Source organism: Metallosphaera sedula DSM 5348, assembly GCF_000016605.1.
Lineage (GTDB): Archaea > Thermoproteota > Thermoprotei_A > Sulfolobales > Sulfolobaceae > Metallosphaera > Metallosphaera sedula.
On record NC_009440.1, the window covers coordinates 1,806,640 to 1,822,964 of the forward strand.

General features: G+C 52.0%; 20 protein-coding genes and 1 tRNA gene. 1 reads left to right on the forward strand and 20 read right to left on the reverse strand.

The genetic code is table 11. The annotated features are described in order from the left end of the window. Nucleotides 1–162 precede the first annotated feature (162 nt). The 10 genes from MSED_RS09510 to MSED_RS09555 form a co-directional block, all read right to left on the reverse strand. A tRNA-Arg gene (locus MSED_RS09510) sits at nucleotides 163–250 on the reverse strand. A gap of 407 nt (nucleotides 251–657) precedes the next feature. Next, the gene (locus tag MSED_RS09515; protein WP_012021787.1) at nucleotides 658–990 is read right to left on the reverse strand and encodes a transcription factor S; all 333 of its coding nucleotides are present in this window, start codon (nucleotides 988–990) and stop codon (nucleotides 658–660) included. Between the two features lie 23 nt (nucleotides 991–1,013). After that, a complete protein-coding gene (locus MSED_RS09520) occupies nucleotides 1,014–1,253 on the reverse strand; it encodes a hypothetical protein (protein WP_012021788.1) in 240 nt (79 codons plus the stop codon). A 3-nt stretch (nucleotides 1,254–1,256) separates the two neighbouring features. Next, nucleotides 1,257–1,529: a DNA-directed RNA polymerase subunit L gene (locus tag MSED_RS09525; RefSeq protein ID WP_012021789.1), complete on the reverse strand. Its 273-nt coding sequence runs from the start codon at nucleotides 1,527–1,529 to the stop codon at nucleotides 1,257–1,259. Continuing rightward, nucleotides 1,513–2,088 carry an exosome complex RNA-binding protein Csl4 gene (locus MSED_RS09530; RefSeq protein WP_012021790.1) on the reverse strand — a complete coding sequence of 192 codons (576 nt, stop codon included), beginning with the start codon at nucleotides 2,086–2,088 and terminating at the stop codon, nucleotides 1,513–1,515. Before MSED_RS09530 ends, MSED_RS09525 begins: the two co-directional genes overlap by 17 nt. 2 nt (nucleotides 2,089–2,090) lie before the next feature. Continuing rightward, nucleotides 2,091–3,089, reverse strand: coding sequence for a diphthamide biosynthesis enzyme Dph2 (gene dph2 / locus MSED_RS09535; RefSeq protein WP_012021791.1), 999 nt, complete (start codon nucleotides 3,087–3,089; stop codon nucleotides 2,091–2,093). Further along, on the reverse strand, nucleotides 3,086–3,613 hold the full coding sequence (locus tag MSED_RS09540; protein ID WP_012021792.1) for a 50S ribosomal protein L16: 528 nt from the start codon (nucleotides 3,611–3,613) through the stop codon (nucleotides 3,086–3,088). The genes dph2 and MSED_RS09540 overlap by 4 nt, the downstream gene beginning before the upstream one ends. Nucleotides 3,614–3,661: 48 nt before the next feature. Next, nucleotides 3,662–4,438, reverse strand: a complete 777-nt coding sequence (locus MSED_RS09545; RefSeq protein WP_012021793.1) for a thioredoxin family protein — start codon at nucleotides 4,436–4,438, stop codon at nucleotides 3,662–3,664. 1 nt (nucleotide 4,439) lies between these two features. Then, the gene (locus tag MSED_RS09550; RefSeq protein ID WP_012021794.1) at nucleotides 4,440–6,065 is read right to left on the reverse strand and encodes a helicase C-terminal domain-containing protein; all 1,626 of its coding nucleotides are present in this window, start codon (nucleotides 6,063–6,065) and stop codon (nucleotides 4,440–4,442) included. Next, on the reverse strand, nucleotides 6,056–6,346 hold the full coding sequence (locus tag MSED_RS09555; RefSeq protein WP_012021795.1) for a hypothetical protein: 291 nt from the start codon (nucleotides 6,344–6,346) through the stop codon (nucleotides 6,056–6,058). The genes MSED_RS09550 and MSED_RS09555 overlap by 10 nt, the downstream gene beginning before the upstream one ends. 149 nt (nucleotides 6,347–6,495) lie before the next feature. On the opposite strand from MSED_RS09555, the gene MSED_RS09560 reads away from it, so the two are divergent. Continuing rightward, nucleotides 6,496–6,810, forward strand: coding sequence for a Rieske (2Fe-2S) protein (locus tag MSED_RS09560; RefSeq protein WP_012021796.1), 315 nt, complete (start codon nucleotides 6,496–6,498; stop codon nucleotides 6,808–6,810). Here the strand turns inward: MSED_RS09560 and MSED_RS09565 are convergent. From MSED_RS09565 to MSED_RS09610, 10 genes are all read right to left on the reverse strand, one after another. Then, nucleotides 6,794–7,408 (reverse strand): type I 3-dehydroquinate dehydratase, encoded by a 615-nt coding sequence (locus tag MSED_RS09565; protein ID WP_012021797.1) that lies wholly within the window; start codon nucleotides 7,406–7,408, stop codon nucleotides 6,794–6,796. The two genes, MSED_RS09560 and MSED_RS09565, sit on opposite strands and share 17 nt — an antisense overlap. Nucleotides 7,409–7,598: 190 nt before the next feature. Further along, on the reverse strand, nucleotides 7,599–8,768 hold the full coding sequence (locus tag MSED_RS09570; RefSeq protein WP_225938923.1) for a 3-phosphoshikimate 1-carboxyvinyltransferase: 1,170 nt from the start codon (nucleotides 8,766–8,768) through the stop codon (nucleotides 7,599–7,601). Beyond that, a complete protein-coding gene (locus tag MSED_RS09575) occupies nucleotides 8,758–9,537 on the reverse strand; it encodes a shikimate kinase (protein ID WP_048060157.1) in 780 nt (259 codons plus the stop codon). The genes MSED_RS09570 and MSED_RS09575 overlap by 11 nt, the downstream gene beginning before the upstream one ends. Next, on the reverse strand, nucleotides 9,507–10,679 hold the full coding sequence (gene aroC / locus MSED_RS09580) for a chorismate synthase (protein WP_012021800.1): 1,173 nt from the start codon (nucleotides 10,677–10,679) through the stop codon (nucleotides 9,507–9,509). The genes MSED_RS09575 and aroC overlap by 31 nt, the downstream gene beginning before the upstream one ends. Beyond that, nucleotides 10,666–11,484 carry a shikimate dehydrogenase family protein gene (locus tag MSED_RS09585; protein ID WP_012021801.1) on the reverse strand — a complete coding sequence of 273 codons (819 nt, stop codon included), beginning with the start codon at nucleotides 11,482–11,484 and terminating at the stop codon, nucleotides 10,666–10,668. Before MSED_RS09585 ends, aroC begins: the two co-directional genes overlap by 14 nt. Then, entirely contained in the window at nucleotides 11,447–12,493 is a 1,047-nt protein-coding gene (gene aroB, locus MSED_RS09590; RefSeq protein ID WP_012021802.1) for a 3-dehydroquinate synthase, read from the reverse strand. The genes MSED_RS09585 and aroB overlap by 38 nt, the downstream gene beginning before the upstream one ends. Beyond that, complete coding sequence (gene aroF, locus MSED_RS09595; RefSeq protein ID WP_012021803.1) at nucleotides 12,490–13,482, reverse strand: 3-deoxy-7-phosphoheptulonate synthase; 993 nt, start codon at nucleotides 13,480–13,482, stop codon at nucleotides 12,490–12,492. Before aroF ends, aroB begins: the two co-directional genes overlap by 4 nt. Continuing rightward, nucleotides 13,479–14,513, reverse strand: a complete 1,035-nt coding sequence (locus tag MSED_RS09600; RefSeq protein ID WP_012021804.1) for a chorismate mutase — start codon at nucleotides 14,511–14,513, stop codon at nucleotides 13,479–13,481. Before MSED_RS09600 ends, aroF begins: the two co-directional genes overlap by 4 nt. Further along, nucleotides 14,514–15,452 carry a transketolase family protein gene (locus MSED_RS09605; RefSeq protein ID WP_012021805.1) on the reverse strand — a complete coding sequence of 313 codons (939 nt, stop codon included), beginning with the start codon at nucleotides 15,450–15,452 and terminating at the stop codon, nucleotides 14,514–14,516. It abuts the gene before it with no gap. Next, nucleotides 15,421–16,242 carry a transketolase gene (locus MSED_RS09610; protein ID WP_012021806.1) on the reverse strand — a complete coding sequence of 274 codons (822 nt, stop codon included), beginning with the start codon at nucleotides 16,240–16,242 and terminating at the stop codon, nucleotides 15,421–15,423. The genes MSED_RS09605 and MSED_RS09610 overlap by 32 nt, the downstream gene beginning before the upstream one ends. Nucleotides 16,243–16,325 lie beyond the last annotated feature (83 nt).

Consider the following 16,325-nt stretch of genomic DNA (forward strand, 5'->3'; position numbering starts at 1 on the left):
GCGATGGATTAAGTGACTTCGCCTTATATCGAGATTCTCTCTCCTAGTCGATCAAATAACCTTAGCTATAGCTCTAACCACGGTTTCGTTATGCATAAGAAGGATTCAAGTAGGAGCTAAGCGGTTCTAGTACTAAGATTACCGCTTGATAAAATTTGAATGCGGACCCGGGGGGATTCGGACCCCCGACCCTCGGCTCCCTTCGGCCTGTTAGAAGGCCGGCGCTCTATCCTGGCTGAGCTACGGGTCCCTACATCTAGAGGTGGAGTCATCAAAAAAGATTTACGCTCCAGATCTAGCTAAACTATATAGGTGAACTACTCCGCCCTTACGGACGGAGCATCCCCACCTCGTGATGGGGATTTCCTGCTTCTTTAGGGGAACTTACTATACGCAAAGGTATAGCAGAGGTTTCCCCTCCACAGGCAATCAGGTAATCCCAACCCTCATCAGCCCTACCGGCTCTTTCAGCCTTGTAGAGGTAAGTTGAATGATCGTTTGTATATAAAATCTTTTCCATGGGGGGCTATTTATTCCCACCCTTGCGGATGGGAACTTCCGCCCCCTTAACCCCCGTTAAGGTTAACAGTAACTGCGCCAAAATACACCAAGAAAGTCTCAAGTGCTCAAAATGACTAAATGTAGTTCTCTGTCTATCTACTCGTATTCCCTCCAGACTTTCCCACACTTGGTACACTTATAAAACCTGGTCGGAGGTTCGTCGGCTGCCCTCGTCTGTAGCATCCAGAAGAAGACCTCGTCGTTCCTGCAGTTGGGGCACATGACTCCCTTCATTTTCTGGGTTCCTGCGGGAACCTCCTCGTCCTCTAGCACAAGGGTTCTCTCCGTGGCTGCGTGCTTCACCTTTGAGGAAATTATCTCTGACCTTTGACCCTGTTCTTCGTAACCACACTTAACGCACTTGTAGATGGTGACACCATTGACTTTCCTGGGGGTCATCATGGACTTGCACTTGGGGCAAAATTTCAAATAAAGAACACCCTCAACACTCTTCACATCATCTTTTTTAATTCTTTCGATATCAACTTCACTATCCTGGAGCACTCTCCCTCCAGTTCACCGTGGTACTCTTCACCTAACCCGAAGTTACTTAGGTTGACCTCTTCCCTGACCCTGCTCCTCTCGAAGTCCTCCATATCAAGAAATAGGTGCTCTAGTCTGTCCCCCCTAAACACGCAAATGCCCTCTAGTTCCTCCCTAACCAGGATTGCGATCCTGCTCCCGGGTTTCAACTCCTAAACCTGTTCCAGCTCGTCGAGGAAGGACTCTCCAAGAACCTTTACGTCCTCTATCGCCCTATTGAGGGCCTCCCTAGGAGAGATCGTGCCATCTGTCTTTATCTTGATCACGAGCTCATCCTTAAGCGGATGAGGCAGGTAGTACGTCGCGAGGATAACTCCCTTAACGCTCCTCAGCCTACCAGCTATTAAGTTACCTAGAGTGTGATCCTCACCCTGGATCCTTAACTCCAGGTAATTTTCCTCTTCCCTCTCAACTGCGATTTCCATTTCCCTTCACCGAGTAAGGTCCAACTCTTCTGGTCTCAACGTTACCACAGTTCGGGCACTTTAAATGTTCTTCGTCCATCTTGAGCATTACGGTCCCGCAAATGGAGCAGGACGCAACTATCACTCCGAGGTCCTTTCCCCTGAGCGAGAGCTGAAGGGGGTAGGTGTAGGAGATTGGCCTGGCCTTTATCACGTCAGATGGCCTCACTGCGTCTCGTAGGGACTTAACGTGTTTGTGGGAGACCTGCGAGATGTGGAGGTAACCCGTTATTGACGGGCTCACGAACCTCTCCTCTACACTACTCACTGCCACAACCGCGTAATCTTCCTTCAGGCTGGTGACGAGGCCGTACATGTACTTGGCCTTCTTGAGCTTGTATACAAAGGTCTTCTTCTCAGGGATCACGTTGCTTTTCCTGTTGATCATGTCGTAGAAGACTTTCCCAATGATTGATGCTCTGACCTGACCCTGAAGTTCGTAACAACCCTCACCTGGAGTGAACTCCTCGATCACGGAGAGAACGTCCCCAGGAAGCGTTAAATCGCCCTGTTTTCCCATTTTTACCACGGAAATATGTATGGTTCTAGTTTATTGGTTATAATCATTTTCGCCTCTCCAGGTGTCAACACGGGCTTCTCGTAAAGGTAGAGGTCATCCGTGGGTAATCTTGGACACGATGTGACCACGAAGGCGTCGATGTAGCTCCTATCTAGGTTTCTGAGGGAGTCCTGGTTCAGAACCTTGCTTGTGACCACGTAGGTTGTCTTCCCCAGGGACTTGAGCCTGGACTCTAGGGACTTAACCATGAGGGGCCTGTTCTGGCCAACCTTCAATCCCTGCACAATGACCCAGGTCCTCGCGTCCATGGCCTCCATGATCTTGGAATATCTCACCTTGAGGACCTTGAAAACCTGAGGAGTTAGGTCCTCCACAGATCTCGTGTAGGGGTCAAGCTTGATGACCGGTTTACCCGTGGCCAGTCCCAGTCCGAGGGCGTGGAAAACCCCACCTGAGATGTTTACGTGCACGTCGGCCTCAACCTGGGCAGACTTGTAGTCACATCCCAGGACCTGTCCATCCCCCATGAAAGGTGAGGAAGGCCTTCCAACCTCCACGTGGAAGTGGGGGGAAAGGTGCTCCTTCACCTGGTTCAGTAGTTTCCCGTGCTGAACGGTCGAGGTTAGGGCGACCGAGTTAGCTCCTCTCTCGCGAAGGACATCAACTAGCTTGTCCAGGGTCTCCCTCTCCACTTGAGCCGTGCTCTCAGCCTTAACGAAGAGGGTTGGAAACCTGGGGTAATACCAGGTATAAGGAGAGTGGCCGAAATGGATGAGGAGGTCGACCTTGAGAAGGGAGGCTTCGTCTTCAGCTATGTCACAGGCCCCCCAGCTCGGTTCTCCCGATATCACGAACTCAACGTCTGGAAGGGATTCCCTTAACCTCTCCACCAACTCCGTGGAGAAATACCTTAAACCCTCGGGGAACTGAAGGAGAACCCTCCTAGCCCCTCTCTTCCTGATCTCGGACTTGAGAAGGTCTTCATCAAAAATGTAACTCACTGAGTCTTTTCCTCCTTTAGAGGAACCACGACGATCTCGGTGTCGAGCGGGAGCTTGCTCGAGGCAACCTTAAAGGCCTTCTTTGCGAACTCGAGGTGCTCCTTCTTCACCCTTATTGCCATGATGAGGTCGCCGAGCTTCGTAATCCTGGCTGCAGTTCCAATGGGCTTTCCGAAGGACAGCCTCATTCCGTCTTGAAGCCTGTCCGCACCAGCGAAGGCCATCATCTTGTTCTCCCTTATGACGTGGTGCGGGTACTTGGTAACGTAAAGGTAAAAGTCGGTTTCATTTCCCACCATTGAGGTCATCTGCTTCAGCGCTATGACCCTAGCCGCTTCAAGTGCGTTATGCCTGATCTGACCAATCTGCTTTGTGAGCAACCTCACCTCGAAGTCGTAGTCCTTCTTGTGGTCTCCCATTGTGAACTTAGTTATCTTGGGTTGGGGAACTCCCGGGATATACTCTTTCCTAGTGTAAGCAGGCCCCGAGAAGTGCCTGTAGCATCTTCCTGGTCTTAGTGGCATGGGTAAAGATTCAATCTCGAGTATTTAACTCCAGCGGGGGGACTCTCGTCAGGGCTTGCCAACCGCGTGGATCCCCTTTAACGACTTCTGCTCCTTCTCTACCTTATCCCACAGGGAGTCATAGTTCTCCATGACGTACCCGTAGACCTTCGCGATCCTTGTCATCGTGTCCACCTCGGAGAGAGGGTGTATCCTTAGGCCTACCCTTCCCACAGCCCCTCCCCTGACCATGAGCCAGTGGGCGAAGATCTCAAGCGTGTACCTGGAGAACAGTTCCTCTCTAGGGACCTTCTTCCCGTAGAGCCAGTAGATCTCCCTCACGAAATTGGATGAGATGTTCCTGAACATCCTGGGTTCCCATTCCTGGAGAATCCTCTCCCTGTCCTTCACCAACACGTTCCTCAGATAGTTGAATCCCTCCTCCGGGTTCTCTGAGAGCGCAAGCCCCGTGACCGCCATTACGAAGTCTCTCTGGGAAAGGAAGGAATCGAAGTCGCGGTTAACGTAGAGCCAAGCAGTTGCTGCGAAGGAGTCCACTATCCCTTCCATCAACCTAGTAACGAGTTCCTCCCTATTGTAGGTCCTGGCTACGCCTTTACCCTTAAGTATCTCCTCAAACTCCTCAAGGTCCACTTTTCCGGCATACACGAGTTTACCATCCACGAAAATTGAGGGGGTTGAGATGACTCCCCTCTCGAGGGCCAGGAAGGGTTGAGTCTCCGTGTCCACTAGCTTCACTTTACCTAGGAGACCCTTCTCCTCAAGGTACTCCACGAGGAGGTTGCACTCGGTGCAGTTTCTGTGCGTGAAAATCTCAACTTCCATGCTAGAGTTTCACCTTCTTGGGATTAAAACAGTTTATCTTTAGTTTCCACCACGAGGTTTCAAACCTCCTATCTAGTAACCAGACGGTAGCATGGTCCTGCCTGCTCCTGATTGCCCTCCCTATTGCCTGCTTCACCGCTATGAGTGCCGGTATCTCCATGAGAGCCTCCCTAACAGGTTGTCCCGTTAACTTGTATATGGCCTCGCTCCTAAGTTTCAGGTAATCGTCAAAGGAGGGATAGGGTATACCGCAGAGGACGACGTCGCTTATGACGCTGGCTCCGTCCCTGGTTAGCTCAATCCCCTCGGAGAGCTTACCCCGGGCAACTCCAGCAATGATGAGCTTCCTCTTTCCGGACTCACCGATCACCTCCTCTAGGTTTGTCCTGCTACCTTCGACGTACTTGTCAACCTTTACGTGGGCCATGACCTTCTCCATGATGGAGTAACTGGGGAAAATCGCGAGGATGTTGGCCTTGGCCAGGTGATATATCCTGAGGAGGTAGCTGGCGTATTTCTTCCACATCTCCTGGCTCCTCAGGGAGTAGGACGAGGTTACGTCAATTGCAAGCATACAATCAAAGGACCCTGTGACCTTCGCCTTCACCTCCTTCTCGACGTCTAGGTAAAGAATCTGCCTCTGTATTCCCAGGACCTTGCTCAGGTACTCCTTTGGTGGCATGGTCCCTGACATTAGTATCACGGGTAGGTCGTCGCGATTTAGGATCGACAGAAATGGTGAGGAGAGGAGGGGCTTCATCACCAGGTGACCACGGTAGGAGAAGACTGGGGCCTCATCTGAGCTGTAGAACTTGATCACCGATCCCAAGTGGAGTTTCCTTATGGATCTGTTGGCAATCATCTCGTTCCTTCTGTCCTCGTATTCCTCCTTCAGGAGCTTGAGTTCGTGTCCGTCCACCTTAGGATAATCCTCTACCTTGATGTATCTCTCCTCTTGGAGGACCACCTCACCTAGTTCCCTCTTGATTCTCTCAAGGATCGAGATTGCCTCCTTGCTCTTAACCTCCTTGAGGGCGAGGTCGAGGATTTGCTGGCTGAGCTTCCTCTCTGCTAGCTCGTTCAAGTTATCCAGGTTGTGGGCCTCATCCACCACGAGGACGAAGTCGTCTAGTTCCAGACCAAGGGCCTCCCACATCCAAGGCGTGAACACGTAGGGATAGGTCACGGCAATCACGTCGGCGACGCTGGTTGAGTTAATCAGGGAGAAATAGGGGCAAAACTTCTCCCTTCTCCCTCTCTCCTTGAGTTCCTTGAGAAGGGTAAAGGGAGGCTCCGTGGAATCCACGAACATCGCAACGTAGGAGTCACACAGGGAGCACTTTATGTCCTCAGGATCTGCGCCTTCATCGGCGTAGAGGCAGGCCCTTCCCTTCCCCATGACGAAGGAGAACCTCTTCCCGAGCCTGTTAACTTCCCTGTAAACAGGGTAGAACTCGTTGTGGGTTCTAACAGTGAAAAGAACCCTAGGCCTAACTTCAAACGCGGAAACGAGAGAGAAAAGAGTCTTTCCACTTCCAGTGGGGGACTGCAGGGCTACTAGATTGCCTTCCCTTAGCCCCTTCACTACCTTGTCCTTGAGCGCTAATTGCCAGTCCCTTAGCTCCACTCTTGCGTCCTTGCAATAACCTCGTCTAGCATTATATACCTTATGAATGACTTCTCTCCAAGTCTGGCAACATCAGAGGCCTTTCCCTTCACCTTAACAGTCATCATGAAGCTGAAGACGTTGTCAATCTTGGCGAGGCTTGATATCTCCTTAAGGACCTCCTCTGAGGGGGAGGTGTCGAGGACAAGAATAGCCCTGATCTCGGTACTTGGGGAACTTTGGGCTATTTCCACTATCCTGTAATCCACCTTTGTTCTCAAAGCTTCGTTGTAACTTATCATTTCATACACCTAAGATAACATAGTGTTTTAACATTATAAAATAATCTACTAAATACCCAAGGGAATTGGTATCATATAAGTGAATTATTAAGTCAATTATAAGTCGTGGGGTTCGTGGAACTTTTAACTTGAAGTGTGAATCTCAGAGCATGATACTTCAAAGACCTGAGATGAGGGTTGGGGAGAAGAGAAGAGTAGACATAGAGGGGAAGGCAATTCTACTGATCTACCTGGGAGGGGAGAGGTACCTCGCGTTCGATAATACCTGCCCCCATCTTGGTTGCGATCTCAGTAAGTACGGGGTACTAATAAGGGAGGAATTGGTGTGCCAGTGCCACTTCAGTCACTTCTCGGTGAAGGATGGGAGACCGTTGAAGGGGGCGTCTAAGAGGCCTATCGGCGTGTATTCGGTGAAGGTTGAGGGAGATAAGTTAATCCTGGAGATGACTAGAAGAGACAGTTGAGAATCCTTTTTGCCTCCAGATAGTGTAGTTGGCCCGTCGCCGTTGGGGAATCCACGTAGGTGTAGAGTAGCCTCGAGCCAAGAAGGGAGATCGCCAATCTCTCCAGGGGGTCAGGGCTCATAGGCATGAAAGTGGAGCCCGGCTTCGTGGAAATGTAGGAGAGAATCTCCCTGTATCCAGGTAGGTTGGACACGGCGATCTTCACTGTGAAGGCTTCGCGATATGTGGAGAATAGGCAGTCAACCTCCTCCCTGGAGGGTAGGCGATGAAAGTAGTGTGCGGATACCACCTTTTCCCTGAATTGGACTCTCCTCCTGGAAAGGAAGGATGCCTCTACGTCATAGAGAATGCCAAGTTTCATGAGCTCGTTAAGGAAAGTTTCCTTGAAATTGTCGGTAAAGTTACCTTGGCCTCCCTCTTCCCTGTCTCTTAGAGTGACCAAGATCCTATCTCGGTATGGGAGGAGGTCCTGAGGCCTTGGAAACTCCCTGGAGTAATCCAGTCTTAATTCAACGAGATCGGCATCTATGTCCTTTACTCTGCTTATGTCTCCAGGTGAGGTCACTGGCAGGGAAGCGACAATAAGTGGCCTATTCATGGTTAGAGGTTGAAGGATGAATTAATATGTGTTCTTGATTGGTGTAATGGTTTCCAGTGTTATCATCCAAGACTACATGAAAGAGCTAAGACTGAGCATAGAGGAGAGGTTCATTTGCGACTCTCGGAAACTATGTGATGTTGTAATGAGGATCAAGTAACTCTCATGCCCTCTCCATGTCACAATGAAGTCACTCATGAATCCTTATCTTCCCTCCCAGAGCCGAGAGATCGCTCCAGTATCCAGGGTTGCTCTTGTTCACGCACTCTGCACTCGTGATTTTACCACCTACCCTCAAGGCCAGATCGCCAGCCATCATGGCTATCCTGTGATCCTTGGGGCACTCCACCTCCCCTCTTCTCGGCTCTCCTCCCTTCACTGTGATAGTGCCGGCTGAGTAAGATCCTGATATCCCAAAGCTGGCTAACGTGTTCAGGATAGTGGATATCCTGTCACTCTCCTTGATCCTCAGCCTTTCGCTATCCATTATCCTGGACTCACCCGGTATCACGGCCATGAGGGCTGCCAGGGAGGGCGCCAGGTCTGGCACGTCGTTGATTGACACGGATATGGGGACCCTGACCCCGGTGTCCCTCACTATCCACCTGTTCTCGCTCACGTAGCTCTCAGCTCCCGCCTCCTTCACCATCCTAACCACGTCGTGGTCCCCAACGTAACTTGGGGGAGCGTAAAGGTTGGTGATCTCCACTTCCCCACCCGTTAGTACTGCCCCCACTGCGTAAAATGAAGCCAGGGCGTAATCGCCTGGAACAGATCCCCCAAACTTGCGAAGGTTTCTGCACTCCACGGTTATCTCCTCCCCCTGAATCGTCACCTTTCCCCCTATTGAGGAGATGACGTCAGCGGTCATGAAGATGTAGCCCCTTGACGAGATTGGGGGAATTACCCTGATCCTTCCCTCCCCCCTCAGGCAGTAGGCGTAGATTAACCCAGAGATGTACTGACTACTTTCCCACCCCTCAATCTGCGTCTCTGGTCCCAGGCTTCCCTCAACTGTCATGGGAAGGGAATTTGACGAGAACTTGCCTGGAAGCCATCTCAACGCGTTCAGAGGTCTCCTCCTCAGGGTGTCGTCTCCGTCAAGTTTCACCCTTCGCCCCATGGCTAGGATCACTGGTATTATCATCCTTAGGGTGGTGGCAGATCCACCCAGGTAGAGCTCATCCTTCCCCTCCTTCAGGGACTTGACCGCGTTAATTGCAACCCTTACGTCATCCGACTCTGGGAGGTTCTCGAGCGAAACCTCCGTCAGAAGGGACAGGAAAACGTACCTGATTCCAAGGCTCTTTGAGGGCGGAGCCTTAACCCTTCCCTTGATCCTTGATGGCTCAATTTCCACGAACAAGGTCTACCACCCTGGTAACCCTAACCTTCCCCCTCTTCTCAAAGGCCTCAATAACTGGCCCCTCGTCGCCCTCACGGGTCACGGCGAAATATGAGGGTCCATTCCCTGACAGCCCCGAGGCCAGAGCCCCCTTACGAAGAGCCTCCTCAACCAGGTCCGTAGGAAAGCCCAGTATCTCGGCTATGGCTATCCCGTTGAGTTTCATGGCCTCCCACAACCTTCCCTGTAGGGCAATCGCGAAGATCTCCTGGAAGAGTGCCCTAAAGGCCCTTAACTTACCCAGATCTATCTTTCCCTTCCCGCTCCTCTCCAGGATGACCACGGTCACATCGCGGGGAGCCCTTTCCCTCTTGATAACCTTGAACTCCTTATTATACGTGAACGAGACACCTCCACACCACGAGGCAACAGCGTCGTCCAAGGCCCCCGTGAACGAGACTCCAGCCTTGAGGGAGAGGATGGCTGATAGCTTGGGGATATCCACGTTCAAGGAGAACCTCTCGGCTATCTCCCCTATTAACGCATTGGAAACGGCACTGCTACTCTTCAACCCACTTCCCGGAGGGATCTCCGACTCAACCTCCACCTCGAGCTCCGGGATTCCCTGCCTCTCGAAATAGTTCAGTATCTCGTTGAGGAGTAGGTCCTGAACGTTCCTCTTCCCCTCCCTCACCCTCACGTTAACCTTCATGTCCACTGCCATGGCAGAGCCGTACCAAGAGGGTAAGGCGTTCACGACTGAGATTCCGCCGTAGGCCTGCATTCCTCCATGTACCTCCTCCATCTGTCCTCAATGACCTCAGCCTGCCTCTCCTCGAGCTTGACAGGTGGGATGACCCCAGACCTCAGGGAGTGATCCACCAGGGTCAGGGCCACCATGGACTCAGCCACGGAGACTCCCCTGATTGCGACAGCTGGATCATGCCTTCCCAGGACAGAGATCTCTGCCGGTTCCCCGGTTCTTAGATCCACCGTCCCCTGCGGTTTCCTTATGGAGCTTGTGGGCTTGAAGGAACATCTCACCACTATATCCTCACCCGTAGTTATTCCTCCCAGGATTCCGCCAGACTTGTTCTCCCTCCAACCAAGTCTCTCACCCTTCCTTACAATGGAGTCGTTTGCCTCGCTTCCCTTCATTCTTGAAGCTTGAAAGCCCAGTCCGTACTCAAACCCCGTCACTGCCGGGATAGAGAGGATCGCCTTGGCCAGGTCAGCCTTGATCTTGTCGAAGACAGGTTCACCTAACCCTGCAGGTGGGTTCTTCACGACTATCTCGGCAACTCCACCGTAACTATCTCCCTCAACCGTTGCCTGTTTCACCAGTTCCTGGAACTTGGCCTCAGTCTCTGGGTCGGAAGCCCTCACGGGGCTGTACTTGGAACATAAGATTTGAAGGAAGTCCGCGGGCGGTGAGTCCACAGGTCCAAGACTCTTGAGCCTCCCCGCTATCCAGGTATCGTGGAACATTAACAGCTTCTTGGCTATCGCCCCTGCAGCTACTCTCCCAACGGTCTCCCTGGCGCTCGATCTGCCACCTCCCCTGTAGTCCCAGTTTTCGTAACCATACCTCATGATGAAGGGAAGGTCAGCGTGTCCAGGCCTTGGCTTCACCTTAACCTCCTCATAGAACGACGAGATAACATCAGTGTTTTTCACGACGATGGCAATGGGAGACCCAGTGGTCCTTCCATTATAGACCCCACTCAGGATCTCGGGAACGTCCTTCTCCCTTCTCCCTGACACGTAGAGTCTCCCTGGTCTCCTGAAGGAGAGCTCGAATTCAAGATCCTCCTGGGACAACCTTAACCCTGCAGGGACACCGTCCACCACGACGCCCACCGCGGGCCCGTGGCTTTCCCCGAAAGTGGTAATCCTAAAGATCTTGCCAAAGCTATTTCCCGGCATTTAGGAAATTCACCACCTCTATGTCGTTGAGGGATTTACCAAACCAAATTTTTTCAGCCTCCATGGCCTGCCTCACCAGGATCTGGAGGCCATCAACCACTCTCATTCCCAGTTCCCTCGCCCTTCTAAGAAAGGGGGTTTCCTCCTTATACACGAACTCCACCGCCATCTTTCCCCTCACGCACTCCAGGGGTACAGCCTCCGGTTCAGGGATCGTGTTAACGACCACGTTGTACTCCCCTTGGCAAGCCCTGGAGAAGGAGGCCGAGATACCCTCCTCCCTCAACCTTGAGACCAGCTCCATCCCACGGGTCTCGGTCCTATTCTGTACAATTATCTCGAAACCCAGTTCCCCCAGGGCAAAGGAGGCAGCCTTGGCCGCACCCCCAGCTCCCAGGATTAGGGCAGTACCCCTTTCCACTCCTGAAACTAATCCCTTCACTGCTAGGTAGTCCGTGTTATACCCCCTTCCTCCATGGATCGTGTTTACCGCCCCCACCTTTTCAGCCTCGGGCGACAGCGAGTCCAGAAATGGCATTACAGCCTCCTTGTAGGGGATGGTCACGTTCAACCCATACGTGAACTCTAGCAGCCCTGGGAAAGCCCTCTGAAACCTGTCCCTTGAGACGTCAAAGGTAACGTAAACTGCCCTTATCCCTAGCCTCTCGAAAGCGAAGTTATGTATCTTGGGGGACAGGGTATACTTAATGTTCTCCCCAAGTACGCCCAGAAGGCTGGTATCAGGCCCTATTTCCGTGCACTTCAGTTCAATTACCTCCCAAGCATTGCTTAGCGAAACCCTCAAGGGTCTCAAGTGGCACCCTTACCCCCCTCCAATTCCCAATCCTAGTGGGAAAGGGTAGGAGGACTTCTTCCCCTCTCCTCTTCTTGTCCTTTGTCATGGCAATTAACGCCTTCTCCACATCAATTTTCGCGTTAAGTTGCTCCAAGGAGATGGGTAACCCAAAGAGTTGCAGTAACCAAAGGACATCCTCAACCACTCCCTCCTCAGCGTAGCCCATTTCCTCGGCAATCTTAGCCTCACATACCATTCCAACGGATATTGCGAGACCGTGAGGAACCGTGAAATCTGAGCCAGCCTCGATTGCATGCCCTATGGTATGCCCGAAGTTCAGGACTATCCTCACTCCCTTGGTCTCCCTCTCGTCCTCCGCAACGACCGCTAACTTGTCCCTAACTGACGAAGAGATTACCTTTTCCAGGGCTGATTCCTCCTTGTTCAGGACTGAGCTGTGATTCAAGGAAAGAAAGTCGTAAAGTTCCTTATCTAGGACCAGTGCATACTTCACAACCTCCGCGAGTCCCCTTCTCAGCTCCTCCGTGGGGAGAGTATCCAGAAAGGAGAGGTCATCTAGGATAAGTGAGGGTTGATAAAAGGTCCCGATCATGTTCTTTGCCTTACCGTAATTAACTCCCGTCTTTCCACCGATCCCTGCGTCTACCATCCCCAAGAGGGTGGTGGGAACGTTAACTAGGTTTAGGCCACGCATGAAGATTGAGGCTGAGAAGCCCGCCACGTCGAGTACTGTCCCTCCCCCCACAGCAACTAGGTAATCGCCCCTTGTGAAGTCGTGTTCCAGGAGTTTATCCACTATCTCAAGCGCGTTCCTCAGGTCCTTCCCTTTCTCTCCGTCCTCTACCGCGATTTCTAGGTCCCCCTTCACGTCTGGCTTCAAGGACTTGGGGTGAACTATGCACTTCCTCCCTGGAAGGCTCTCCAGCTCCCTGAGTGCCCCCCTACCAACTTTCACGCTCACATCTGAACAGCACACCTTCTCACGGAACTCGATCATGCGGATCTACCTAGAACCGAAGCCAATGCCTTGACTCTCTCCATCAATAATTCAAAGGACTCCGGGGTCAGTTGCTGTTCAGAGTCGCTCAGTGCCACCTCAGGCCTGGGATGAACTTCCACAAGGAGCATGTCTGCCCCGGCTGCCACAGAGGCTAGGGCAAGGGAGTGAACCAGTTCCCTCTTCCCCGCAGGATGACTCGGATCCGCGCAGAAGGGGAGGTGCGTCATTAGCTTCCCCGCAACCATTCCTCCAATATCTAGGGTGAACCTGGTGGACTTCTCAAAGGTTCTTATTCCCCTTTCGCAGAGGACCACGTTGCCGTTCCCCTCCATCATTACGTATTCCGCAGACTGTATTAGTTCCTCCACCGTGTTCCCTAGACCTCTCTTTAGCAAGACGGGTTTGCCCAGCTTTCCCACATCCCGCAAAAGGGTGAAGTTCTGCGAGTTCCTAGCGCCTATCTGGACCATGTCAGCATACTTTGCAAAGGCTCCCGCGTCCCTCGCGTCAAGGATCTCTGAAACCACAGGTAACCCTGTCTCGTCGCCAGCCTTCCTGAGTATCTTTAGCCCTTCCTCTCCCAGTCCCTGGAAGGAGTAGGGGCTCGTCCTAGGCTTGTAGGCTCCACCCCTGAGTAGTGAGGCACCAGCCCTTTTCACGGCCTTGGCCACGGTCTCGGTCTGCTCCATGGACTCCACCGCACATGGCCCGGCAGCGACCACAACCCTCTTGGATCCTATCTCCACGTCCTTCACCTTCACCACTGTTGGATCCTTTTTCCATTCGTTTCCAGCCAGGATGTAGGACTTCTTGGTCTTCACCACTAGCTCCACGGATTCATCCGTTATCCCCTCAACTGCAGAGTCGGGCCAGGCCAGTGCGAGCTCCTTTCCGTACAGGTTGAGGAACTTGAATGAGGCTGAGCTAGACTTAAGTTTCTCCTTTAGTGAGGAGTGATCCTTGCCCTTCAATATGTAGAGGATCATTTCTTTTCCTCTTGAAGAGTAGAGAAAAGAGTATTTAACTCTCTAAGTCCAAGCCTTCTCGCCTGCTCCGCGTAGGGGTTCATTCTCTGTATCTCCAGTATGACTGGCTCCAACTCCTTTACCCTCCTCACAATCTTGTATATCTCCCTGAAGTTGGTTGTCTGAAACTGGGAGAAGTCGACGTTGAGCTCCCTGGAGAGGAGGTCCAAGCTACTGGAAAGGCCCAGGATGAAAAAGTGGGGTAAAACCTGAACCACGGCCATTAACTTCTCGTGTGTATCTACGTCTGTGATTAGGGGGGTCAGTCCTACCCCCCTCCAGAACTCCGATATCTCCTCGAGGTCTCCCGTGGTTTCAGAGGGGATCAGGACTATCTTCTCTCCCACAGGGTTCAGGTAGGGACCAAAGAGCGGGTGTGTCGACACGAACCTGAATCCCATCTGCCTGGACATTTCCTCGAGTTTCCCAAAGAATCTGGTCTTGCTCGAGAGGATATCCATTACCACCCTGTCCTTGGACAGGTGGAGAAACCTGGTGACGTTCTCCGAGAACACACCCTCAGGTGGAAGGGCCAAAATCACGATCTCGCCCCATTGAAGGGCTTGTGGCATGGGCATGTAGGTGAAGTTGAAATCTATCGCGAGCTTCTGGGACTTCTCCTGGCTTCTTCCCGTTATCACAACCTCGTGCTTTGCGAGCTTGAACAGGGAGGCCAGCGACCTAGCCATCCCGCCGTAACCAACGAGGGTTATTTTTCTCTTTTCCGAGGGATTGACCTCCCTCATCTTGGCTACAGAGAACATGGTCGAGAGGAGGTTATCCGCCAGGGTTTCGGGAATTCCATAGGCTCTAGCTAAGCTTCTCCATCTCTCCCTGACCTCACTCTCCCTCCTCTCGTCGGTGACAGGGAGACCTTCCTTCTTTTTAAGATGACCAATTTCAGAAACAAGTTCAAGGCGTTTAAAAAATAGTTTAAAAAGCTCCTCATCAACCCTGTCGATCTCAGCCCTTAGCTGGTCGAGTTCCTTCATTTACTTGATCAACTCGAGGGCTGAGTTCACGATTGTCTTGGGCGTTATACCGTAATAATCAAGGAGTTCCCTCTGGCTCCTCGCCGACCTACCATAGGTTGTGGCTCCCACGAACCTCATGGGAACAGGGTAAGTTTTCACCACTGTCTCAGCTATTGCTGATCCCACTCCCCCCATGACGTTGTGCTCCTCAACGGTAACTATCCTCCCCGTCTTCCTCGCGTAGTACTCTATTGTGGATTGATCTATTGGCTTCACCGTGGGTACGTTAATCACGGCCGCGCTTATTCCCATCTTCTCCAGTTCCTCAGCAGCCTTTAGTGCGTCCCAAAGAACCACACCTGCTCCCATCAGTGCCACGTCATCTCCTTCCCTGAGAACGTATGCCTTACCTATCTCGAATTTGTAGTCCATGGTTGAGGTGATCGGAGGAGAATAGTCTCTCCCCATCCTGTAGTAGAGAGGTCCCTTGTCCTCAAGAACTACGGGCATACTTCTCTCCACCTCGGCAGCGTCAGCCGGTATAACTACCTTGAAGTTCGGGATTACCCTCATGAGCGCGATGTCCTCAAGGGCCTGATGACTTGAACCGTCACCGCTATCGCTGTAGCCCGAGTGGGTCACGAACACCTTAACGTTGAGGTTCATTCTCCCTATGCTGTTCCTCATCTGTTCCCATGCTCTCATAAGGAACATGGCGAATCCCACCACCACGGGCTTCTTACCCACAGCCGAGAGACCGGCGCCGAAGTTTACCATGTCCTGCTCAGAGATGCCTATGTTGAAGTACCTGTCGGGGAACTTCTCCTTAAAGTAGGAAGCCCTTGACGAGTCCCCAACGTCAGCAGTAATCACTACGATGTCGTTGTCCTTCTCCCCCAGTTTAACCAGGGTTTTACCGAAGGCCTCACGAATTGAGGAGAAACTGCCTTGCAACATCTGGAACAGTCCTCTGCTTCTTTGTGTTTTCTATTGGGGTGAACCCCTTACCTCTCTTGGTTTCCGCGAATATGACCGCGGGTTTCCCTGTCTTTAGTGCCTCATCCACGGTGGAGATAACGCTTGCTATGTCGTGGCCATCACAGTTAAACACTCTCCAACCCACGGCTCTCCATACCTCAGGAAGGAATTCCTTGGGCTTAACGTTCTTCGTACTTTCGTCCAGCTGGAATCCGTTCATCTCTATGATAGCTACCAGATTGTCCAAGTTGCGAGCGACCGCGTGGGTCATGGCCTCCCACACTTCGCCCTCGTCCTGTTCTCCGTCTCCCATGATGACGAATACCCTTCCAGTTCCCTTGGCCATCTTTATTCCCGTGGCAACTCCAATTCCGAAGCTAAGTCCCTGCCCTAGGCTACCAGTTGACATGTCAACTCCGGGTATGAAGGTCTCGGGATGGCCTTGTAGAAGGCCAGAGATGTCCTGGATCTTCCACAGTTCCTCTTCCTTGATTAGTCCCTTCTCGTGGAGAACCGCATAGAGAGCAGGAGCCGCGTGGCCCTTACTTAGGATTAGCCAGTCCCTGTTGACTGGATCATTTGAGTCTCTTAATACCTTGAGTTCGAGAGCCGTTAGGATCTCGATACTGCTCAAGGAGGAACCAACGTGAATTGATTGGTCGTAGAATTGCATTCTAATTACGTTCTTTCTAGCTCTGTCAGCTACCTCCTTGAGCTTGTTTAATTCCTCTATTGATATTGGAATTCCATCACGCCCACCTTTTTCCATTGGTGCAACAACAAACCCCCGCAATAATGCAATATCTCCCTTTTTTAAGTCTTTATGTAGACTTCTTGCGTTCACATATTCCT